The organism is Hymenobacter sp. YIM 151858-1, assembly GCF_025979705.1.
In the GTDB taxonomy this organism is placed as follows: Bacteria; Bacteroidota; Bacteroidia; order Cytophagales; family Hymenobacteraceae; genus Solirubrum.
Map to the genome: position 1 here is coordinate 3,306,377 of NZ_CP110136.1, position 21,918 is coordinate 3,328,294.

At 63.9% G+C, this 21,918-nt stretch carries 21 protein-coding genes; 11 read left to right on the forward strand and 10 right to left on the reverse strand.

Translation table 11 applies throughout. From position 1 onward, the window contains the following. Positions 1 to 112: 112 nt before the first annotated feature. Positions 113 to 550, reverse strand: coding sequence for a hypothetical protein (locus OIS50_RS14655; RefSeq protein WP_264691383.1), 438 nt, complete (start codon positions 548 to 550; stop codon positions 113 to 115). Between the two features lie 149 nt (positions 551 to 699). Then, a complete protein-coding gene (gene fumC / locus OIS50_RS14660; protein WP_264691384.1) occupies positions 700 to 2,103 on the reverse strand; it encodes a class II fumarate hydratase in 1,404 nt (467 codons plus the stop codon). Between the two features lie 383 nt (positions 2,104 to 2,486). On the opposite strand from fumC, the gene OIS50_RS14665 reads away from it, so the two are divergent. The 7 genes from OIS50_RS14665 to OIS50_RS14695 all read left to right on the forward strand — a co-directional run bounded on the left by OIS50_RS14665 (position 2,487) and on the right by OIS50_RS14695 (position 6,851). Beyond that, entirely contained in the window at positions 2,487 to 2,993 is a 507-nt protein-coding gene (locus tag OIS50_RS14665; RefSeq protein WP_264691385.1) for a group I truncated hemoglobin, read from the forward strand. 37 nt (positions 2,994 to 3,030) lie between these two features. Further along, positions 3,031 to 3,462, forward strand: coding sequence for a cation transporter (locus OIS50_RS14670; RefSeq protein WP_264691386.1), 432 nt, complete (start codon positions 3,031 to 3,033; stop codon positions 3,460 to 3,462). A 182-nt stretch (positions 3,463 to 3,644) separates the two neighbouring features. After that, entirely contained in the window at positions 3,645 to 4,004 is a 360-nt protein-coding gene (locus OIS50_RS14675; protein WP_264691387.1) for a c-type cytochrome, read from the forward strand. A gap of 72 nt (positions 4,005 to 4,076) precedes the next feature. After that, complete coding sequence (locus OIS50_RS14680) at positions 4,077 to 4,610, forward strand: YceI family protein (RefSeq protein WP_264691388.1); 534 nt, start codon at positions 4,077 to 4,079, stop codon at positions 4,608 to 4,610. Between the two features lie 29 nt (positions 4,611 to 4,639). Further along, positions 4,640 to 5,563, forward strand: a complete 924-nt coding sequence (locus OIS50_RS14685) for a DUF5777 family beta-barrel protein (protein ID WP_264691389.1) — start codon at positions 4,640 to 4,642, stop codon at positions 5,561 to 5,563. A gap of 55 nt (positions 5,564 to 5,618) precedes the next feature. Continuing rightward, entirely contained in the window at positions 5,619 to 6,053 is a 435-nt protein-coding gene (locus tag OIS50_RS14690) for a CHRD domain-containing protein (protein ID WP_264691390.1), read from the forward strand. Between the two features lie 423 nt (positions 6,054 to 6,476). Continuing rightward, on the forward strand, positions 6,477 to 6,851 hold the full coding sequence (locus OIS50_RS14695; protein ID WP_264691391.1) for a dodecin family protein: 375 nt from the start codon (positions 6,477 to 6,479) through the stop codon (positions 6,849 to 6,851). A 114-nt stretch (positions 6,852 to 6,965) separates the two neighbouring features. Here the strand turns inward: OIS50_RS14695 and OIS50_RS14700 are convergent, their stop codons facing one another. Both OIS50_RS14700 and OIS50_RS14705 read right to left on the reverse strand, forming a co-directional pair. Continuing rightward, the gene (locus OIS50_RS14700; RefSeq protein ID WP_264691392.1) at positions 6,966 to 8,081 is read right to left on the reverse strand and encodes an energy transducer TonB; all 1,116 of its coding nucleotides are present in this window, start codon (positions 8,079 to 8,081) and stop codon (positions 6,966 to 6,968) included. Beyond that, entirely contained in the window at positions 8,068 to 8,661 is a 594-nt protein-coding gene (locus OIS50_RS14705; RefSeq protein WP_264691393.1) for an RNA polymerase sigma factor, read from the reverse strand. The genes OIS50_RS14700 and OIS50_RS14705 overlap by 14 nt, the downstream gene beginning before the upstream one ends. Positions 8,662 to 8,796: 135 nt before the next feature. Between OIS50_RS14705 and OIS50_RS14710 the strand changes: the two genes are divergently transcribed. Together OIS50_RS14710 and OIS50_RS14715 are read left to right on the forward strand one after the other, a co-directional pair. After that, the gene (locus tag OIS50_RS14710; protein ID WP_264691394.1) at positions 8,797 to 10,764 is read left to right on the forward strand and encodes a vWA domain-containing protein; all 1,968 of its coding nucleotides are present in this window, start codon (positions 8,797 to 8,799) and stop codon (positions 10,762 to 10,764) included. A gap of 21 nt (positions 10,765 to 10,785) precedes the next feature. After that, entirely contained in the window at positions 10,786 to 11,547 is a 762-nt protein-coding gene (locus OIS50_RS14715; protein WP_264691395.1) for a carboxypeptidase-like regulatory domain-containing protein, read from the forward strand. A 267-nt stretch (positions 11,548 to 11,814) separates the two neighbouring features. On the opposite strand, the gene OIS50_RS14720 is transcribed toward OIS50_RS14715, so the two are convergent. Next, on the reverse strand, positions 11,815 to 12,375 hold the full coding sequence (locus tag OIS50_RS14720; protein WP_461656777.1) for a Riean_0653 family protein: 561 nt from the start codon (positions 12,373 to 12,375) through the stop codon (positions 11,815 to 11,817). 8 nt (positions 12,376 to 12,383) lie between these two features. Then, entirely contained in the window at positions 12,384 to 13,589 is a 1,206-nt protein-coding gene (locus OIS50_RS14725; RefSeq protein ID WP_264691397.1) for a tetratricopeptide repeat protein, read from the reverse strand. Between the two features lie 118 nt (positions 13,590 to 13,707). On the opposite strand from OIS50_RS14725, the gene OIS50_RS14730 reads away from it, so the two are divergent. After that, positions 13,708 to 15,138: a lysophospholipid acyltransferase family protein gene (locus OIS50_RS14730; RefSeq protein WP_264691398.1), complete on the forward strand. Its 1,431-nt coding sequence runs from the start codon at positions 13,708 to 13,710 to the stop codon at positions 15,136 to 15,138. Between the two features lie 77 nt (positions 15,139 to 15,215). On the opposite strand, the gene OIS50_RS14735 is transcribed toward OIS50_RS14730, so the two are convergent. From OIS50_RS14735 to OIS50_RS14750, 4 genes are all read right to left on the reverse strand, one after another. After that, complete coding sequence (locus tag OIS50_RS14735; protein ID WP_264691399.1) at positions 15,216 to 15,878, reverse strand: hypothetical protein; 663 nt, start codon at positions 15,876 to 15,878, stop codon at positions 15,216 to 15,218. Further along, positions 15,878 to 16,675 carry a metallophosphoesterase family protein gene (locus OIS50_RS14740; RefSeq protein WP_264691400.1) on the reverse strand — a complete coding sequence of 266 codons (798 nt, stop codon included), beginning with the start codon at positions 16,673 to 16,675 and terminating at the stop codon, positions 15,878 to 15,880. The genes OIS50_RS14735 and OIS50_RS14740 overlap by 1 nt, the downstream gene beginning before the upstream one ends. A 243-nt stretch (positions 16,676 to 16,918) precedes the next feature. After that, positions 16,919 to 18,580 carry an NAD(P)/FAD-dependent oxidoreductase gene (locus OIS50_RS14745; RefSeq protein WP_264691401.1) on the reverse strand — a complete coding sequence of 554 codons (1,662 nt, stop codon included), beginning with the start codon at positions 18,578 to 18,580 and terminating at the stop codon, positions 16,919 to 16,921. A gap of 147 nt (positions 18,581 to 18,727) precedes the next feature. After that, complete coding sequence (locus tag OIS50_RS14750) at positions 18,728 to 20,131, reverse strand: sensor histidine kinase (protein WP_264691402.1); 1,404 nt, start codon at positions 20,129 to 20,131, stop codon at positions 18,728 to 18,730. Between the two features lie 279 nt (positions 20,132 to 20,410). Here OIS50_RS14750 and radA point away from each other — a divergent pair, with 279 nt between their 5' ends. Next, positions 20,411 to 21,796, forward strand: a complete 1,386-nt coding sequence (radA, locus tag OIS50_RS14755) for a DNA repair protein RadA (RefSeq protein ID WP_264691403.1) — start codon at positions 20,411 to 20,413, stop codon at positions 21,794 to 21,796. Positions 21,797 to 21,918: the final 122 nt, after the last annotated feature.

The following is a 21,918-nucleotide window of genomic DNA, read 5'->3' on the forward strand; positions in this document are numbered from 1 at the left end:
GGCGCGGGCTTGGGCGTTGGGCACCAGGGCTTCCGCGCGGCTTTCAACCAGCCGAAACACAAACCTACGAGTCAGCAGCTTAACAACGAAGCCGCCGCAAAGTGCCACGGGGTTAGTCGCGCGGGGGCAACTGCATCGACACCAGCGGCTTGCGCACCCAGCGCCGGGCTTCCTCTACCGTGTCGAAGTACATTACGTGGGGCTGCAGCACCAAGCCGTGGCTGCGCGCCATGCCCACCGCGGCCTGCAGGTGCTCGTACCGCACCGGGTCGGTGGGTTTTACTACGGCCACTTTGTGCAGCGGCAGCTCCTGGTAGCGCGCAAAGTACTGCTGCAGCCACGCATGCTCGCTTGCGGGTATCAGGGGCAGGCGGCGCAAATCGTTTAGCCACGACAGCACCTGGTAGCGCTCCATCATCAGCACCCCTTGCCACAGGCCTTCGCGCAGCTCCGCCGTCCCTAGGTCTTCGGTTAGCCACTCGCTCTCCAGCAGCCGCAGGTGCTGGTCGTAGTGCATGCGCAAGAAGGGCTGATCGTAGAGTTTGATCATGAGCACGAGCGATGTAGAGTGGTAAGCATGGGGCCTATTGCAACCGTAAAGTACAACTTTAGTTTAATCGGCTATAAACAAGAACGCCGCAACCCGGCGGGGTTGCGGCGTTACAACATGCAGCAGGCCAGATTATTGGCCCAAGGCAATTAGCGGGGCAGCTCGCCCACCATGTCCTCGGGCTTCAGCCATTCGTTAAATTGCTCTTCGGTGAGGTAGCCGAGTTGCAGGGCGGTTTCCTTCAGCGTCGAGCCGTTTTTGTGGGCCGTTTGGGCAATTTCGGCAGCTTTGTAGTAGCCGATGTGCGGGTTCAGGGCCGTTACCAGCATCAGCGACGACTCCACGTGCTTGCGGATGTTGTCTTCCAAGGGGCGGATGCCCACGGCGCACTTGTCGTTGAACGCCACGCACACGTCGCCGATGAGGCGGGCCGAGTGCAGGAAGTTGTAAATCATCACCGGCTTGAACACGTTCAGCTCGAAGTGGCCGTTCATGCCGCCGATGTTGATGGCCACGTCGTTGCCCATTACCTGCGCGGCCACCATGGTCATGGCCTCGCTCTGGGTGGGGTTTACCTTGCCGGGCATGATGCTGGAGCCGGGCTCGTTGTCGGGGATGAACAGCTCGCCGATGCCGGCGCGCGGGCCCGAGGCCAGCAGGCGCACGTCGTTGGCAATCTTCATCAGCGAAGCAGCCACGGTTTTCAGGGCGCCGTGAGCTTCCACGATGGCGTCGTGGGCGGCCAGGGCCTCAAACTTGTTTTCGGCCGTGATGAAGGGCAGGCCCGTGAGCTGGGCAATGTGCTTGGCTACGTTCTCGGAGTAGCCGGGCGGCGTGTTGATGCCGGTACCCACGGCCGTGCCACCTAGGGCCAGCTCGGAGAGGTGGGCCAGCGTGTTGCGGATGGCGCGCAGGCCGTGGTCGAGCTGCGAGGCGTAGCCCGAAAACTCCTGGCCCACGGTCAGCGGCGTGGCGTCCATCAGGTGGGTGCGGCCGATCTTGACGATGTGCATGAACTCGCGCGATTTGGCCGCCAGCGTGTCGCGCAGCTTCTCGATGCCCGGAATCGTCACCTCCATCAGGATTTTGTAGGCCGCAATGTGCATGGCCGTCGGGAAGGTGTCGTTCGACGACTGCGACTTGTTCACGTCGTCGTTCGGGGCCAGGGCCTTCTTCTCGTCGGTAAGCTGGCCGCCCTGCAGCACGTGGCCGCGGTAGGCAATTACCTCGTTCACGTTCATGTTCGACTGCGTGCCCGAGCCGGTTTGCCACACCACCAGCGGAAACTGGTCGTCGAGCTTGCCTTCCAGGATTTCGTCGCACACGCGGCCGATCAGCTCGGCCTTTTCGGCGGGCAGAATGCCGGCGTCGCGGTTGGTGAGGGCCGCGGCTTTCTTGAGGTAGGCGAAGGCGCGGATAATCTCCTTGGGCATGCGGTTGATGTCCTGCGCAATCGGGAAGTTCTCGATGGAGCGTTGGGTTTGGGCGCCCCAATAGGCGTCGACGGGTACCTGCACGGTGCCCATGGTGTCTTTTTCGGTGCGGAATTGCATCAGCAGCAGACGACTCGGTGAAACGATGGGAATAAGCGCGGCAAAGGTAGGCAATGAGGCCACTCGGCCTACTGCCGAGCTTGGGCTTTGCGTGGCCACCTAGGGCCGTGGGCCATACGCCGCTGCGGGCCCTAGGTGGCAGCGGCCAAAGGCAGTGCCGGGCACCTGGGGCAGGGGCCGCCGGCACCCTCCCAAAAGCCGCTGGGAGGCCCCTAAAACGACCAAAAATTAAACGATTTTAATACGCTATAACATTTTTGGTTCGTCTCATCCTAGCCAACGTTCATCGAGTAATAGTCGAGCTTCATCGAATTCGGCCAACTAGTAAGCAGGTCTACCGTTTAGGTTGCGCTGTTGAATCAATACCAACCCGACGTCCACCTATGCAAAAAAAGTACTATCAAGCCAGCCGTTTTATTGCTTTGCTGCTGCTTGGCGCTTCGCTAACGGCCACCACTGCCTCGTGCGGCGAGCAGGAAAAAGCCCCCGAGCCTACCCTCTACGACCGCGTGGGTAAGGTAGACGGAATCAGTAAACTCGTCGACAAATTCATGGCCAACGTGGTGGCCGAGTGCGCCTCGCCCAACTCGGTGCTGCTGCGCAGCCACACGGCGTTTCTGGCCGATGTAAGCGCCGGCAACGACGCCCGCCGCCTGGCATTCCGCAACAACCTCATCGATCAGCTGGGCCAGATTTCGGGTGGCCCGCTGGTGTACCGCGGTAAAAACATGGTGGCGGCCCACATCGGCATGAAGATTACCAACGCCGAGTTCGACGCCGTGGCGGCCGAGCTGACCAAGGCCATGAACACGCAGCAGATCAAGCCCGCCGACCAGGAGCAGCTGCTGGGCCTGCTGGGCGCCATGCGCGGCGATATAGTCGGAAAATAAGCCCTTGCTGAATCCGACTACTGCCGAGCTTCCGTACATGCGCCGTTCCGCTTTTAAACGCCTGGTGGTTTGGGCACTAGCGCTGGCCCCGGTGCTGGCGCTGCTGACCTGGGCCAACTGGCAAACCCCCAACCTCCACGACTACGTGCCGCCCGTAACCGTAACGCGCCTGCAATACCAGCCCGGCCCGGCCGAGCCGGCCGCCGTGCTGGAGCAGGTACCCGGCGTTACGAGCTGCACCGCCAACCCCGCCGCCGGCATTGCGGTGGTAATGCACCGGCCCGAGCACGTGTCGCCGCAACAGCTGGCGGCGGCATTGCAGCAGGCCGGGGTGCAGGCTACCGCGCTGCCGCGCCCGCCCGCGATGGTGCTTACCGGGCCGCAATGCCCGGTGCCGCCCTCGTACCTGCTGGCGCTGGAGCGGTTGCGCTTTGCGCTCAACTTCCGCCGCTTTTTCGTGGAAGTATAGCACCTCCTTGGGGCAGGCTGCCCAGGCGCCACCTAGGGCGGCCTGCCCCCAGTACCGCTTGCGCCCCGGGTAGCTACGTGCCTGCCCGGGGCCAGCCGGCACCGCCCCTACGCTACTAGTACCCCGCTTCACCGCTTCGTTTTTTACACGCCTCCGCCGCTCCGCGGTTTTCCCTGTTGCATATGCGCCGATACGCTTTACTCTTTATGATGGCCCTAACGGGCTGTGCCTACGACAACGTGGAGGAGCTGGCCAGCCCCAAAGTGCCCTGCACCACGCCCGAGCAGGTTTCGTACTCGCTCAACGTGTCGCCGCTGCTCGACCGCAACTGCCGCTCGTGCCACGCCTCGGCGCTGCGCTCCGGCAACTTCAACATGGATGACATGAACGAGCTGCAAACCCGCGCCCGCAGCGGCTTACTCATGCACGTCGTCAACCACGACCCCGGCTACCCGCAAATGCCCCAGGGCGGGGCCAAGCTCTCCGACTGCGACATTGCCCTGCTGCAGAAATGGGTTACCGCTGGCGCACCCAATAACTAGATGGCCGCGCTCCCGACAACCGCATTCTGGCGGCGATATGGTGGCTGGCTGCTGATAACCCTGCTCTGGGGCGTGCCCGAAGCACACGCCCAAGGCAAATACCAAACCCGCACGGGTACGGTGTCTTTCTTCTCCACGAGTATTCTGGAAGACATCGAAGCCCGCTCGGAGCAAACCTCGGCGCTCATCGACTTGCAAGGTGGGCAGGTGGCCTTTGTTATCCCGATCAAGTCGTTCCAGTTCAAGCGCACCCTCATGCAGGAGCACTTCAACGAGAACTACATGGAGTCGGACAAGTACCCAAAAGCCACCTTCAAGGGCCAGATTCAGCACCTCGACCGCGAGGCCCTGGCCAAGGGCGTTTCGCAGCAAGTGCAGGTAGAGGGCGACCTGAGCATCCACGGCGTAACCAAGCGCGTGCAGGTGCAGGGCGCGCTCGAGATGCAGAAAGGCAACCTGCTGGTGCACGCCTTCTTTAGCGTAGCCCCGGCCGACTACGGCATCGAGATACCCCTGCTGGTGCGCGAAAACATCGCCCGCATCGTCAGCATCAAGCTGGTGGCCTCGTGCGAATCGGTGTCGCAGATATCGGCCGCCAAACCCTAACCCTCTCCCACGTCAACGCACACACTCCTATGCATTTATCTATTACCCGCCTAGGTCGTCGGGTGGCCGCGACGCTGCTGGTGGGGGCTGCCGCCTCCACCGCCGCGCTGGCCCAGGACGACGACTTGCTGAACCAGCTGGAGCAAACGCCCCAGCCCGCCGCGCCCGAAGTGGTGGAGGCAACTTTTAAAGGCCTGCGCCTCATCAACGGCCACACCGTGCAAACCCCGGGGCAGGGCACCATGGCGTTCCTGATCAGCCACCGCTTTGGGGCGCTCAACAGCGGCGCCTACAACTTTTTCGGCCTCGACCAGGCCACCCTGCGCCTGGGCTTTGAGTACGGCCTGACCGACCGCCTGACGGTGGGCATCGGCCGCAGCTCCATGGAAAAGGCTTTCGATGGCTTTCTGAAGTACAAGGCGCTGCGCCAGACTACCGGCCCGCGTGCCATGCCCGTAACGGTTACGCTGCTGGCCACCTCGGCCGTGAACACGCTGCGCTTCACCGACAACGTGGAGCGCACCTTCGGGCGCCGCCTCACCTACACCTACCAGGCCATGGTGGCGCGCAAGTTCAGCTCCGATTTGTCTATCCAGGTGATGCCCACGGTGGTGCACCGCAACCTGGTGTCGCGCGCTACCGAGCCCAACGACGTGTACGCCCTAGGTGTGGGCGGCCGCCAGAAGCTTACGAAGCGCACCTCGCTGAACCTGGAGTATTACTACCTGCTGCCCGGCACCAAGCCCTACGACCTGCGCAACTCCTTGGCCGTGGGCTTCGACATCGAAACGGGCGGGCACGTGTTTCAGCTGCACGTTACCAACTCGCAGGGCATGATTGAGAAGCAGTTCATCACCGAAACGCGGGGCAATTTCTTTAAAGGCGACCTGTTTTTCGGCTTCAACATGGCCCGCAACTTCACGGTGCGCGCCAAAGAGGGCTTCCGCAAGTAAGCTGCTCTACTCCAACCTGTTCCTTCTTTTTCCTCTCTTCTTCACCTCTGTTCTTATGAAGCGTTTTTCTACGATGCTTATGCTGGCCGGCCTGATGGCTACCGCTGCCTGCAACAACAACGACGACGACAAAACCCCCACCGTGATGCAGGCCTCGGCTACGCTGAACGGCAGCCAGGAAGTACCGGCCAACAACTCGGCGGCCACCGGCACCATGACGGGCACCTACGACAAGGGCACCCGCACGCTCACCTACACCGTTACGTACCAGGGCTTTACGCCTTCGGCTGGCCACATTCACCAGGCAGCACCGGGCCAGAACGGAGGCGTAATCATTCCTTTCTCGAGCGTGGCCAGCTCGCCCATCAAAGGCTCGGCTACCCTTACGGAGGCCGATGCCGCCAGCCTGGTGGCCGGCAATACCTACGTAAACCTGCACTCGACCACTTACCCCGGTGGCGAAATCCGCGGCAACATCACGCTGAAGTAAGCCAGAGCAGCCGTACCTAGCAGCCTAGGTTGGTTGTACCGTAACCCCGCCCGTTGCCTGCTGCCTTCCTGGCAGCGGCAACGGGCGGGGTTTGCGTTTTGCTGGGGCCGGCAGGCGTATCAGCGGTATCGGAAAGAGCCTGATTATAGGATCGGATATTCAATATATAGAGAACAGATAACCGGGTTAAATACATAAATATCAACTACTTACTGATGGTAAACACGTTTACAGCACAACGAACAATTAGCCTGCCACTATATAATTGTAACCTAGTTTACTACCCGGCATTTGCCGTTGTTTCCGGTGGCCGAAGCGCTTGAGGTAACAGCTTTTTGGCTGGTGGCTGCGTAGTACCACTGCCTTGCCTGTGGTCGGCCGACCGGGCGGGGCTTGCCGTTCACTACAAACCCCTCATCGGCTATGAGCACCATCAAAAAAGTTATCGAAGTGCTGGCGTCTTCCGACAAAAGCTTCGAGGATGCCCTGCAGCGCGCCCTCACCGAAGCCAGCACCACCGTTAAGGGCATCAAATCGATTTACATCAAAGACCAGAGCTGCAAAGTACAGGACAACAAGATTGTGGAGTACCGCATCACGGCCAAAATCACGTTTGAGGTGATGCACCGCTGGCAGCCCGGCCAGCACGGATCGGCCAGCGCCGCCGAAACCATCGACGGGGGCGGCGTGCCCGATTATTCCGGCGTCAACATCAACGCCGAGCCGCAGCTGCCGCGCCCCGTGGTACCCGGCGGCAGCGCCACCGCCCCCGAAAGCGGCGGCGGCTACAGCGGCTAGGCCTGGCCGCTGGCCCAAATGAAACCCCGCGGGGCCCTAGGTGAAATGTTGCACCCTGGGCCCCGCTGGCTGTTTGTGTGTAGCGCGGAAATCCGTTCCGCGCTACAAGTTCCGCTAATCGCGGAACGGTACCTCCAGCAGCACCGGCATGCTGGTGCGGCGGCCGTTCACGATGCCGGGGTGCCAGCTTGGGCCTTCGCACACCAGCCGAATGGCCTCGGCATCGGCTTCGGGGCTTAGGCCTTTCACCACCTGGATGTTTTGCAACGAGCCGTCGGCCTCCACCATGAACTTCAGCTTAACGCTGCCGCGCACCCGCGGCGCTTCGGGCGGCAGTTGCTGCTCCTGGCGCAGGTAGCGCGTAAGGGCCGGGTAGCCACCGGCGGGCAGCGGGGCCATGGGCGGCACGGCCGGCATGGCCGCTTTGCGGCGGGCGGCGCCCTCGTAGGCCACGGCCGCTTTGGGCTGCTCGGCCAGGCTCAGCGTTTTGGTATCGGGCGCGGCGGCCAGGCGGGTGCGCAGGGCCAGGGCGGCCGTGCCCGAATCGGGCACCGAGGCCGGCGGCGCGGCGGCTACGACGGGCGCATCGGCCAGGGGCTCGGCACTGGCGGCTGCGGCGGAGGCGGCAACCGGGGCTGCCACCTCGGGCGCGGGTCGGGGGGCACCTAGGCGCGGGGCCCGGCGGCGCGGTTTGGCCGGCGCGGCAGCGTAGGCGGGCCGGGTGGGCTTGGCGGCGGCAGGCTCGGCGGCATCAGCGGCCTGCTCCGGAGGTGCTTGCCCGGCGGCCGCGGCATCGGCTTGCGGCACAGGCGCCGGGGCAGGTGGCGCGGCGGCTACGCTTTCCGGGGCGGCTTGCTGTGGCTGCGTGCTGGCTACCTGGGGCTGCCGCAGGTTGGGCCATTGCCACACACCTAGGGCCACGAGCAGCACCAACACGGCCGCGGCTACGCGCATCCACCAGCCACCAAAACGCTGCGGCTCGGCGGCTTCGGCTACGCGGGCGTGCAGGCGCTGCTGCAAATCGGCCAGGGCGGCCGGGGCTATGGCCTGGGGCGCGGCCCCTAGGTAGCCCTCGAGGGCATCGGCGCAGAGGGGGCAAGCAAGGGTATGGCGCTCTACCTGCCGGCGCTCGGCGGCCGCCAGGGTGCCGGCCGCGTACTGGCGCAGCACCGCAGCCGGCACGTGCGCGGCGGCGGGGGCGTGGGGGGGCGGCTGGTTAGCGGGCGACATGGCGGGCGAGGTAGAGTTTGAGGTTGCGCTTGCCGTTTTGCAGGTGGCTTTTTACTTGCTTGAGGTCGTAGCCGGTGAGGTCGGCTATTTCCTGATACGACTGCTGCTGGCGGTAAAACAAATCGAGGCAGCGGTGCTGCTCGGGGGGCAGCCGCGCCAGGGCTACCTCGAGCTGCTGCAGGTGCTCTTCGGTCGGGAAATCATCGTCGGCATCAAGCAGATGCGCCGCGCCGTCGGATTCCACACCGGGCAACGAAATTTCGACGGCCTCGGGCGAGGCTTTGCGCCGGCGCAGCTCCATGAGGCAGTGGTTGCGGGCGGTGGTGTGCAGCCAGCTGCCGAGGTTTTGCACCTCGTGGCGGCGCAAATCCGTCACCAGCTTCTCAAAAATCTGCATCACGGCGTCCTTGCTATCGGCCTCGTCGCGCAGGTAGCGCAGGCACACGCCGTACACCAGGTGAAAGTATGGCTCGTAGAGGCGCCCTAGGTCTTGCACATCGCCGTGGGCGCGGTAGCGCGCCAGCAGCTCGGCCTCGGTGGGCGGCTGCTCCTGGGGCTTGGGGCGGCGAAACAAAAACATGCGGCAAGGCTAAGCGAACGGCGGTGGCTAAAGGTAGCGGCTTTGGGCGGCGGCAAAAAAAGTTGTGGCGGCCGTGTGGAATTTCTGGCGGGGCCACATCAACTCAGCAAACGCCACCGCTAACCACTCACCGCCATGCGCACCGTTCTATTCTGCGGCCTCCTAGGTGCCGCCTTGTACCTAGGAGCTGCCAACCCGGCCACGGCCCAGGTAAAACCCAAAGCCGAGCCCATAAGCCCCGCTTCCGATTCGCTTGCCATTAGGGGCCTCGTAACCGACGTTAGCACCGGCGTGGGCATACCAGGAGCTACCGTGCTCCTGAAGGGCACAACGACCGGCGTCAGCACCGATGCCAAGGGCGGCTTTCGGCTTGTACTGCCCTCAGCCAAAGGCAAGCACATCCTGCAGATCAGCAGCGTAGGCTATGTTACCAGAGAAATGCCCGTGCGGCCGGGGCAAACGGTAGCTGTGGGGTTGGCAGCCGACACCAAAACACTGAACGAAGTGGTGGTAACTGGCGCAGCGCCAGTTCAGCAACGTCGTGAGGTAACCGGAGCCGTTGCTACGCAGAGCAAGGCCCGTGTGATGATACGGGGCAACAATAGCATGCCATCTGTATCAACTCCTTACTACCCCTACGACCAAGCCCGGCGCCCGCGCGAAAACCGCGAATCGTACGAGCACGTGGCCGAAAACGGGTTTCAGCTGGTTGGCAAAGCGCCGCTGAGCACCTTCAGCATCGATGTGGACGCGGCCTCGTACAGCAACGTGCGCCGCTTTTTGCTGCAGGATGGCCAGCTGCCCCCGCCCGATGCCGTGCGCACCGAGGAGCTGGTAAACTATTTCCGCTACAACTACCCGCCGCCCACCGATGCCAGCGCGCCCTGCACCCTTACGTTGGAGCAAGCCCCCTGCCCGTGGGCGCCGCAGCACCAGCTGGTACTTGTGGGCCTGCAGGCCCGCACCGTGCCCACCGATAAGCTGCCGCCCGCCAACTTGGTGTTTCTGATTGATGTGTCGGGCTCGATGGCCTCGGCCGATAAGCTGCCGCTCGTGAAGGCCTCGCTGAAGCAGCTGGTGCGCGAGCTGCGGCCCCAGGACAAGGTATCGATGGTGGTGTATGCCGGCGCGGCGGGTTTGGTGCTGCCGCCCACGCCCGGCTCGCAGCGGGCCGATATTCTGGCGGCGCTGGATAACCTGGAAGCGGGTGGCTCCACGGCCGGCGGCGCGGGGCTGCGCCTGGCTTATGCTACGGCCCGGCAGAACTTTCTGAAAGAAGGCAACAACCGCGTGATTCTGGCCACCGACGGCGACTTCAACGTGGGCGAATCGTCGGACGACGCGATGGAACACCTGATTAAGCAGGAGCGCGAATCGGGCGTGTTTTTGTCGGTGCTGGCCGTTGGCACCGGCAACCTGCAGGACAGCAAAATGGAGCGGCTAGCCGACAAAGGCAACGGCAACTACGCCTACATTGATAACCTGGCCGAGGGCCGGCGCGTGCTGGTGCAGCAGTTCGGTGGCACCTTGTTTACCCTGGCCAAAGACGTGAAGCTGCAGGTCGAGTTCAACCCCGCCCGCGTGCAGGCCTACCGCCTCATCGGCTACGAAAACCGCCTGCTGGCCGACGAAGACTTCAACAACGACAAAAAAGACGCCGGCGAGCTGGGCGCCGGGCAGCAGGTAACGGCCCTCTACGAAGTGGTGCCCGTGGGTGCGCCGCCCGTGGTTGATGGCCTGAAGTACCAGTCCGTGGCGCCGGCACCCGCCGGCGCGGCCGCCGCCGAGCTGCTCACCGTGAAGCTGCGCTACAAAGAACCCCAGGGCCAGCAGAGCCGCCTGGTAAGCCAGGCCCTAGGTGCCGCCGATGCCAAGAACATAACGGAGGGCTCCGAAAACCTGCGCTGGGCGGCGGCCGTGGCCCAAATGAGCCTGCTGCTGCGCCAGAGCGAGCGGCGCGGCCTGGCCACCTGGGATAACACCCTGCAGCTGGCCCGCGCCGCCCGCGGCCGCGACGACGACGGCTACCGTGCCGAGTGCATCCGGATGATGGAAACCGCCGCTGGCCTCGCGCCCACCAAAGAAGTGTACGGCAGCCGCTAACCCCTTAACGCCCTAGCTCTTATGCCACGTGCCGCCATACAAGTAGAAGTGCCGCGCCCGTGCGCCGAGGCGTGGGAGGCCATGACGCCCACCGCGCACGGGCGCCATTGCGCCGCCTGCCAACACACCGTTACCGATTTCACCCACAAAACCGACGCCGAGGTGCTGGCCCTGCTGCGCCAGGCTGCCGGGCGGCGCGTGTGCGGCCGCTTTCGGGCCGATCAGCTGCAGCGGCCCTTGCAAGTACCTAGGGCCGCCGCGCGCTGGCACACGTGGCTGCTGGCCGCCGGTGCCTTGCTGGGCCTGCGCGCCCTAGGTGCCCCCGCGGCGCAGGCCCAAACCGCCCCGGCGCAGCACCCGCGCCCCAGCCAGCTACCGGCCCCCGTGCCGGTTCCGCAGGTAATTGCCCTAGGTATGGTAAGCCCCAGCGCCGTGGGCAGCACGCCGGTTACCGGCCAGGTGCTCGATGCCGCCACCCGTGAACCTATCCCCGGCGCAACCGTGTTGGTGAAGGGCACGCTGGTTGGCGTTTCGACGGATGCGGAGGGGAGGTTTCGGCTAAATGTGCCCACGGGTGCCCAGGTGCTGCAGATTTCATCGGTTGGGTATGTGCGCCGCGAGGTAACCGCGACCGATGCCCTTGGAGCTGCGCCCATCGAGCTTGAAATGAGCACCAAAACGCTTGGCGAATTGGTATACGTGCGCCAGCCCTGGTACGCACCGCGCACCTGGTGGCACGTGCTGCGCTCGGTGCCGCGCCGCGTGGCCAACGTGTGGCGCTAGCAAGCTTTGCCCCGTTGCACCGAATAACCAAAGGAATCCGCAACTTCGCGCCGCGAAAGCCTTCTTCGACACACCTTCAACCATTCACTCACCTATGCAAACGGCCCGCCTCTGGCGGGCCGCTTCTTTTTGCGCCGGTTAGTTAGCTGTTTTTGGAAAGGACGAAACGGTCATGCTGAGCGAAGTCGAACCGAAGGAAGGCGCAAGCCAAGCATCTCGACTGATAAACGTAAAACGACTTTTCGGACGAAACCTAGCTGGGGCTGGTTACAGCTTTTTATCGAAGCGGCCGTGCGTGACCTTGACGGTATCACAGCCGGGTTTGACCAGCGTAAAATCGAACGTGCCGGACACGATGCCGGCCTGCAAGTCCAAACGGGTGATGGTAAACGAGCCGCGGCTATACGTCCCGGCATCTCGTGAGAAATACTCACATCGGGTCGGGCGGTCAATGAAATTTCCCCGATGACGACTGCGGTAGGTAATCGGGTAGCGGCCGGGTGCGCGCACGCTGTCCGAGTAAAACCCGAGCGTCTGGTGGGCCGTGCCCTTGTTGTAGATGCGGTAAGTGGCGACGTTGAGCAGACCGTAGTTATAGCCTGGGTCACAAACGATGCTGTAGTTGCCCGTGCCGTCGTTTCCTTGCGGCGTCCAGGGTTGGCCGTTGACGAGGCAGCCGAAGGTATTGGCGCCGGTTTGGGTGGCCGGCGGCAATTGGTCTTCGGGGCGCTTGGGCTGCGGGTCGTTTTTGCACTTGCTGCACTGCGTGAGCAGCAGCAAGGCAGCATACGACAGCAACCGACGCGGCATTAGTAGGCTTAGTAGCATAGCGAATATCAGCGGCGGGGCTTGCTTTCGGCCAACCCGCGCCGGATGGTATCAAACAACGGATTATCGGCCTGGGCCACCTGGCGCAAGTGCGTATCGGCTTGCTGAAAGTGCGGGTACGCGGCGGCCGGGCGGCCCAGCTGCATGTTCAGGATAGCCACGTAGAAGTGCAGCATGCCCTGCGCCGTGGGGGTTTGGGGCGCCGTGGGCAGCTGCTCCCGAAAGAACACCTCCAGGGCCGGAAACTGGTTGTGGGCCTGGTAAATATCCATCAGGTCGGCGTACATGGCGTCGTTGTCGGGGTCGAGCCGGAACAGCTTTAGCGTAAGCTCCCGAACGTTGGGGGCTTTGCCCGCCACAGCGGCAGCTACTTGCTCGCGCAGGGCCGCGTAGGTATCGGCCGCGGCGCTGGCCTGCTCGCGGGTACCCGGCAGGTTGGGGGCCGGGCCGCCCTGCAATTGCTGCTCCAGGGCGGCGGCCATGCCTTCGGCATCGGCTTTGTACTCGGCTACTTGGTAGAGGGCGGCAGCCTGGCGGGCGTGCGGCAGCGCCTCGGCGGGCCGGCCGAGGGCGGCGTAGGCGTAGGCCAGGTTGTAGTGGGCGTTGGGGTACTGGGCATTGAGGGCTACCGAGCGCTCCAGCTCGGGCACGGCGGCGGCCAGCTGCTTCTCGCGCAGCAGCATAAAGCCCGTAGCAAACCGCGACTCGTAATCTTCCTGCTGGTGGGCGTGGGCCGCGGCGTAGTACTGTTGGGCTTTTTGGAGCAGCTCGTCGTCGGCGAAGCGCTGCCGACCGCAGCCGCACTGCTGCAGGGTGTAGTAGTAATGGCCCAGCCCTAGGTCGAGGCGGTAATCGGTGGGATGGCGGCGCTTCAGGGCGCCCAGCACCTGGGCCACGGGCAGCTGGTAGCTGCCGTACTTGCCCGGCTTGCCGCGCAGCTGCGCTACCTGCTCGCCGGGCCCTAGGTCGCGCAGGCCAAACACCTCCAGGTTCAGGCTCAGCAGGTAGTAGTTCAGGGCAATGGCTTCCTTTTTCAGCACCACCGCCACGTGGGCGTTTTTGGGGTCGAACTGCTCGAGGGCGCGGTACGCCGATTCGTACTTTTTCTGGCCGATAAGCGCCTCGGCCCGGGCCAGCACGGCGGCCTCGGTTTGGGCCCGCAGCGGGCCGGCACCCAGCAAAACCAGGACGGCACCCAATAAAAACACGCGCATAAACAACGATTGCAGGCCGCCCGACTGCCGGAAGCCAAATGGATTCGTTAAATATGATTGATTTTGGCCATTGTGGGCAATTGCATCTGCTCCGGCCTGCTGCCGCTTTTCTTCGAGTATGCTCTTTTACGCCCTGCTGAAGCCCCCCGTGCAGCTCGCGCTGCGCGTGTTTTTCCGCCGCCTCCAGATCCGCAACGCCGAGCGCCTGCAGGAGCCGGGGCCGCTGCTCATCGCCGCCAACCACCCCAACACCCTGATGGACCCCTTGGTGGTGGCCGCCAACCGCCGGCAGCAGATTCATTTTCTGGCCAAGAGCACGTTTTTTCAGAACCCGGTGTCGCGGTGGTTTTTTGAGCGCTCCAACTGCATCCCCGTGTACCGCCGGCAAGACGTGGAATCCGGCGACGCCAACATCACGCCCGAGCAGCTGCAGGCCCTCAACGAAAAAGCCTTCGGCCGCAGCTACGACCACCTCGGGCGCGGCGGCACGCTCATGATTTTCCCGGAGGGCACCAGCATTGCCGAGCGCCGGCTGCGCCCGCTCAAAACCGGCGCCGCGCGCATTGCCCTGGGTGCCGAGGCGCGCCACCAGTTTAAGCTGGGGCTGCGCATCCTGCCCATCGGCATCAACTACTCCGCCTCCACCCGCTTCCGCTCCGATGTGCTCCTCAACCCGGCCGCGCCCATTGTGGTAGCCGATTACGCCGCCCAGTACCGCCTCGACCCCGAAGCCGCCGCCGAGGCCCTTACCGAGGAGCTGCGCCGCCGCCTGGAGCAGCACCTGGTGGTAACGCGCGACGACGCCGAAGACGCCCTGGTGCGCCAGATCGAGGCCACCTTTGGCCAGTACCTGGTGCCCGAGCACAACGAAGGCAGCCCCTACGAGGAGTTTCAGCTGACGCGCACCTTGCTGCAAGCCGTGGCCTGGTTTGAGCGCCACTCGCCCGACCACCTGCAGGAGCTGCGCCGCCGCGTAACCGACTACACCCAGGAGCTGCACCGCCTCCGCATCAGCGACGAAGCCCTGCAGCGCAGCGGCGCCCGGCGCGGCCGCCTGAAGCGGGGCCTGCTTACGGCCCTGAAGGTGGTACTGGGCTTTCCGGTGTATGCCTACGGCGCGCTCAACAACTACGTGCCCTACATCATCCCCTCCGTAATTGCCAAGCGCGCCACCCAGGATGTGGAGTTTATTGCGCCCATAATGCTGGTTACGGGCATGCTCACCTTCGGGCTGATGTACCCGCTGCAAACCTGGCTCGTGCACCGCCTCACCGACAACAACTGGCTGACGGCGCTCTACGCGCTCAGCCTGCCCGTTACCGGTTTCTACGCCCTGCACTACTGGAACCGCCTCACCCAGCGCCTCCAACGCCTGCGCCTGCTGCGCCTGTTTCGGGAGCAGCGGCCGGTGGCCGAAGGCGTGCTGCGCCAGCGCACCACCATTCTGCGCTTGCTGGCCGATGCCCGCGACGCCTACGTGGCCGCTCGGCGTGAGGCTTCGCCCCGCGGCTTATCCGAGGAAAAAGACGGGGCCGCGGCGGCGTTGTAGGGCCCGGCTGTCGTGGTGAGCGGAGCTAGCTGTCATGTCGAGCGCAGCGAGACATGACAGACGTGAGCAACGTGCTCCTACAAATCCACCTTCACCCCGAAACCCAGGGTGAGGATGTCGTGCAGGGGCAGGCCGCCCAGGTTGGTCATGGCGCTGGTGAGGTACAGGTCGTTGGTGCCCAGCTCGTAGTAAGCGGCTACGGTGCGCGGCTGCCCAAAGCGGTTGGTGCCGACTACGCGCGCCACGCGGCCGCCCACAAAGCCGCCGATGCGCGTGCGCGCCGACCACCAGTAGTAGCCGTTGTAGTATTTCTCGTCGCGCGACTCGACCATGCCGTTGCTGGCCGTGTGGCTCACGAACATGCCCACCGACAGCGGCCGCAGCTGCCACTTGGTTTCGCCTAGGTCGAGCGTGAAGGGCGAGTACGTGGCCTTGCCCGTGAACACGCCCATGGGCGTGATGCTGTACTTTTTGGGCACGTAGCCCGCCAGCACGTCCACATCGAGCTTGCCGCGCAGGGTGGTGTAGCCCACGCCGGCCGCTACCATGCCCTGCCCGCCGGCGGCTTGCGCAATGGCGTGGTGGGGGCGGTACCAGGGTTGGGCAATCAGGCCGAGGGGCGCTGCGGGCTCATCGGGGGCAGCGGCAGTGGTATCGGGCGCGGCGGCGCCTAGGTGCGCGGCGCGGGCGGGGGCAGGCAGCAGCGCGGCCAGCAGCGGAAGCAGAAACAGGCGGCGCATCAGAACTGGACTTTTTCGAGCTTGAACTCCTTTTCGCCCCACACCGTGAGCACCACGTACTGGCGCTTCTCGAAGCTGTACGAGTTGATGAACGTCACGTCGTTCTCGTAGGGCTTGCCGATGCTGAAATCGTGGTTGTGGCCGTTCAGCTCGAAGGCCAGGCGCGGCGCATCGCCTAGGGTTTGCACGTAGGGCTCCACCAGTTTCGGGTCGAAGTCGGAGCTCATGGGGGCCACGTGGCTCATCACAATCTGGCGCTTTACCTCGGGGGCGGGCTCGCGCAGCTCGCGCTGCACCCAGCTTACATCGGGCACGCGGCCGTTGAAGCCGTACTCGCGGCCGTTGGTATCCACCATCACGAACTTGGTGCCGGCGTAGGTAAAGGTGTAGTTGAGCGGGCCGTACACTTGCTGGTACGCTCCGCTGCCGTTGGCCACCAAATCGTGGTTGCCCACCACCGTGAGGTAGGGCATGCGCAGGTGGCGCAGCTTATCGTGCACCCAGCGCAGCTCGCGCACCAGCCCGAAGTCCGATACGTCGCCGGCCAGCACCACAAAAGCAATGTCGCGTTGCTGGTTTACGCTCGTTACAAAGTCTTCGGCCTCGGAGTAGAAGCGCTGCGAATCGCCGGTGAACACGAAGCGCACCGTGTCGCCGCCCGTGGGATTGGGCTGAGCCTGCAGGCGCTCCAGGTTTTTCTGGGTGAGGTTGCGGAACGCTTCGGGGGTGCGGGTTTCGTTGGGGCTGAACTCGATTAAATCGCAGCCGGCCAAGAGGCACAGTACGGCACCGGCCAACAGGCTGCGGTGGAGTAGTAAGCAGGTATGAAGAAAGGAGAAAAGCTGTTTCATGTGGTCTGCACCCGCCCCGCATGTGCGGCATGGGGCTTGGTGTGCAGTCGTTCTATACCACCGAGGCCTAAGTTTTGTTAATATATTTTTTCATTTAAGCAATATTTTACACTGCATTCTTTTATTACTACTTGTAACAGCCTCATCAACAGCAACTAAATTTATTCAGATAGCCCTATACTGTTGAGCTTATTCGTCGAGGTATTGGTGCACAAACTTGATGGCCATGGCCCCCTCGCCCACGGCCGAGGCCACGCGGGCCATGGCGCCGGCGCGGCTGTCGCCGGCCGCGAAAATGCCCGGCACCGAGGTTTCGAGGGCGTAGGGTTCGCGGCGCTTTTTCCAGATGGGGGCAAACCGGGCATCGGCCAGCAAATCGCGGCCGGTAATTACAAAGCCTTTGCCGTCGCAGAGCACGGCATTGCACAGCCACTCGGTGCTGGGCTTGGCCCCGATGAACACAAACACGGCCCGGGCGGAGCACTCCTGCTCGGCGCCGCTTTGGTTGTGGTGCAGCACCACGGTTTCGAGGCTATCCTGGCCGCGCACCTCTTTTATTTCGGTGTAAGGCAGCAGCTCGATGTTGGGCGTGCGGCCGATCTGCTCGATGAGGTAGGCCGACATGGACGCCGCCAACGACGCCCCGCGAATCACGATGTACACCTTGCGTGCAAACACGGCCAGGTACATAGCCGCCTGGCCCGCCGAGTTGCCACCGCCCACCACGTACACATCCTGCTGGCTGCAGGAGCGCGCCTCGGTGCGGGCCGCGCCGTAGTACACGCCCGCGCCGGTAAGCCGCTCCATGCCGGGTACGGCCAGCTGCCGGTAGCTTACGCCGGTGGTCAGCACCACGGCGCGGGTGCGCACCTCGCTGCCATCGGCCAGGGTAAGCACCTTGTACTCATCCTGCACGCACAGCTGCGTTACCTCCTGCGGCGACAAAAACTCGGCCCCCAGGCGCACGGCTTGCGCCCACGCCCGGTGCGCCAGCTCGGCCCCGCTCAGGCCCGTCGGGAAGCCTAGGTAGTTTTCGATGCGCGACGAGGTGCCAGCTTGCCCGCCGGGGGTTTGCCGCTCAATCAGCAGGGTTTTCAGGCCCTCGGAGGCCCCGTACACCGCGGCACCTAGGCCCGAGGGGCCGGCGCCCACCACCACCACATCGTAGAGTGGCTGCGAAGCTTTTAGGGCCAAGCCCAGCTTTTCGGCAATGGCCGTGCGGCTGGGCTGCGCCAAGGCGGTGCCGTCGTCGAACACGGTTATGGGCAAGTCGCTCGGCGTCAGACCTAGGGAGCTAAGCAGTACGGCCGCTTCGGGGTTGGTTTCGAAATCGAGCCACTGAAACGCCACCATGTACGCCGCCAGAAAGTCCTTGAGCTCGTGCGACTGCGGCGACCATTGAAAGCCCAGCAGCCGCACGCCCTGAAAGCGCGGCTGGTACTGCGCCTGCCAGGTGGCCAGCAAATCGTGCAGCGTGGGGTAGAGCAGGTGCTGGGGCGGGTCCCAGGGCTTCATGAGGTAATAATCGAGGTGCGCTTCGTTGATGGCCCGGATAGCGGCCTCGGTATCGGCGTAGGCCGTGAGCAGCACGCGCTTGGCCTCCGGAAAGAGCGTGCGCGCCTGCTCGAGCAGCTGCACGCCCTCCATATCGGGCATGCGCTGATCGGAGAGTACCAGGGCCAGTGGCTCGGCGCGGGCTTTTAGCTGACGAATGGCCTCGAGCCCCTCGGCCCCCGAACCAGCGCGCAGAATGCGGTAGTCCTGGCGAAACTCCTGGCGCAAGTCGCGGTCGATGGCGGCGAGTACCTGCGGGTCGTCGTCGACCACGAGCAAAGCTGGCTTCTTGGGCATGGCGAGGGTACTAATTAATAAGTGACAGGTAACACGAAACAGGTGACAGGAAGGACGCGCGAGCCAGATGGCACGTGGTGGGCAACAGGCAATACGTAAGCAAGTGGCTTTTCCAGCCTGTGACGTGTCACTTGTTACCTGTTACTTTTAATCGGCCAGCGGCAGCCACACGCAAAACTCGGTGCGGCCGGGCTCGGAGTTGGCTTGCAGGCGCCCGCCGTGGCTGAGCACGATGCGCCGGGCAATGTCGAGCCCCAGGCCGGTGCCCTCGCCTACGGGTTTGGTGGTGTAGAAGGGCTCGAAGATGTGCGGCAGCACCTCTGGCGCAATGCCCGAGCCGCTGTCGATAATGCACACACAAATAAAATTGCCCTCGCGGCGGGTGCGCAGCGTAAGGGTGCCGTCTTGGGGCAAAGCGTCGATGGCGTTGTCAATCAGGTTGGTCCATACCTGGTTGAGCGCCCCCGGCGAGCCATCAACAAGCACCAAACCCTGGGCGTACTCGCGCACTACCTGAACGTGGCGCTGCCGCAGCGGGTAGCTGAGCAAAGCCAGGGTGCTATCGAGGCCGCCGTGCACATCGGTGGGCACCATGCCGGCACCGCGGTCCATGTGGGAGTACTCCTTTACGTTGCGCACCAGCTCCGAAATGCGCCGGGCCGCCTCTTGCACATCGCGCACCAACTGGCGGCTGGCCAGCTGGCCTTCGAGCCACCGCAGGGCTGGTTGGCGTGCGTGCCTAGGTAGCGCGGCCAACACGGGCGCCAGGGCATCTTCGTCGAGGCCGCCGCTGAGCAGGCCGGCGGCCAGGGTGTGGGCGTCGGCAATGCCTTGCTTGCGCAGCCAGGCCTCCAGCTCCTCCTCGCAATCGGCCTGCTCCAGCACCGAGAGCGAGGTGCTGGCCAGCGCCGAGCGGCTGGCCAGGGCCAACAACGGGGGCAGCTGCTCGGCCGGTACGCCCGCGGCCAGCAACTCTTGCAGCAGCATGGGCTCGGCACCGGTGCGGGCCGAGAGGTCGGCGGCGGCCCGGCTGATGGCGGCAGCGGGGTTGTTCAGCTCGTGGGCCAGGCCGGCAGCCAGCTTACCTAGGGCGCGCAGCTTGTCGTCGCGCTCCAGCCCGCGGGCTTCTTCGCGCACCCGGTCGCTCATCAGCCCCACCAACCGCTGCACCAGCTCGGGGCTTTGGTGCTCCAGCTCCGGAAACTGGCTGCGGTGCAGCATCAGCAGGGTTGCATCGGCCGTAACCACGCCGGTGGCCGTGGTTTGACGCAGCCGCGAGTACGGCAACACCCCCGACACGGCCGGCGCCTCGAAGCGCAGAAAAGGCTCGCGCTGCCCGCCTTGCTCGCGCCACAGCTGCAACGCACCGCGCAACAATACAAACATATGGTCGGTAGGGTCGCCGGGCCTGAACAGCTCGGTACCAGCGGGCAAAAAGCGCGCTTCGCTGTGCTCCAGCAGCCACATCAGTACTTCGTCGGGCAAGCCGGCCAGTACTGGTATGGTGGCCAAGTCGTCGGCCGTTACGAGCGGGGTAGTTGAGGTAGCCATGCCCGAGTTAAATGGTTGAACGATAAGCTACACGAACGCCGGCACAAAGCCACCGCATGCCGGCTAACCTAATTGCAACCCGCCTGCGTACCCGAGGTTTGACCCGGCTGCTATCCGTGCAGACGCAGCCCCGCGCCATATGCTTTATGCCGTACGCCAGAAAATTGAACAGCCGCCGGCCACGGCGCAAAAAGTAGCGTTCCTAGGTCGGAAATAGCGTTTCTTGCCAAACTTTTCTGCCCAGCTGCGCATTAACCCAGAATACCCTCAGAGCATTACATGGCCAAAATCAAGACCCTTTATTTCTGCCAAACGTGCGGTGCGCAGTCGGCTAAGTGGATCGGGCGTTGCCCCTCGTGCGGCGAGTGGAACACCTACGTGGAGGAAGTTATCCAGAAGGAGGAAATTACCCCGGCTACCGCCTGGAAAGCGTCTACCTCGGTGGGCGGCACCAGCAAGGCGGCCAAGCCCAAGGCCCTAGGTGAAATCCTGTACGAAGAGGAGTCGCGCCTCGACACCCACGACGGCGAGCTGAACCGTGTGCTGGGCGGCGGCTTGGTGCCGGGCTCGTTGGTACTTATCGGCGGCGAGCCGGGCATCGGCAAAAGCACCCTGATGCTGCAGATTGCCATGCAGCTGCGCGATTTGCGCATCCTGTACGTATCGGGCGAGGAAAGCGAGCAGCAGATAAAGATGCGTGCCGAGCGCCTGGGCCGGCAGCACCAGGGCCTGTACATCCTCACCGAAACCAACACCCAGAACATCTTCAAGCAGATTGACGCGCTGCAGCCCAACGTGGTGGTGGTCGACTCGATCCAGACCCTGCACTCGCAGCTCGTCGAGTCGGGCGCGGGCTCGGTAAGCCAGGTGCGCGAGTGCACCACCGAGCTGCTGAAGTACGCCAAAGACACGGGCGTGCCGGTGCTGCTTATCGGCCACATCACGAAGGACGGCTCCATTGCCGGCCCCAAAATTCTGGAGCACATGGTGGATACGGTGCTGCAGTTTGAGGGCGACCGGCACCTGACGTACCGCATCCTGCGCACCATCAAAAACCGCTTCGGCTCCACGGCCGAGCTGGGTATTTACGAAATGCAGGGCTCGGGCCTGCGGCAGGTCTCGAACCCCTCGGAAATTCTGCTGTCGCAGCGGGCCGAAACCCTGAGTGGCATTGCCATTGGGGCCACGCTCGAGGGCAACCGCCCCCTGCTGGTGGAGGTGCAGGCCCTGGTAACGCCCGCCACCTACGGCACGCCGCAGCGCAGCAGCACCGGTTTCGACAGCAAGCGCCTGCAAATGCTGCTGGCCGTGCTGGAGAAACGCTCGGGCCTGCGCCTGGGCCAGCACGACGTGTTCCTGAACATTGCCGGCGGCCTGCGCCTCGAAGACCCCGCCCTCGACGCGGCCGTGTGCGCGGCGGTGGTATCGTCGCTGAACGACATTCCGGTGCCCGGCGACGTGTGCCTGGCGGCCGAAGTGGGCCTGAGCGGCGAGATACGCGCCGTGTCGCGGCTGGATCAGCGCTTGTCGGAAGCCGAGAAGCTGGGTTTCCGCGAGATGTACATCTCGCAGTTCAACGGCCGCGGCCTCGACCTAGGGCGGTTTGGACTAAAAGTTCACCCGGTTGCACGTCTCGATGAAGTTCTCAGCGGACTGTTCGGCTAATCACATAAAAAGGGGATAATCGCCTAAAAATGTGGTGCGCGATATAGGATTTTATATACCTGTTCGCCGTAACTTAGACCCAACAATTGTCTTTTCCCGTGAATGACTTGCGGCTGAACTAT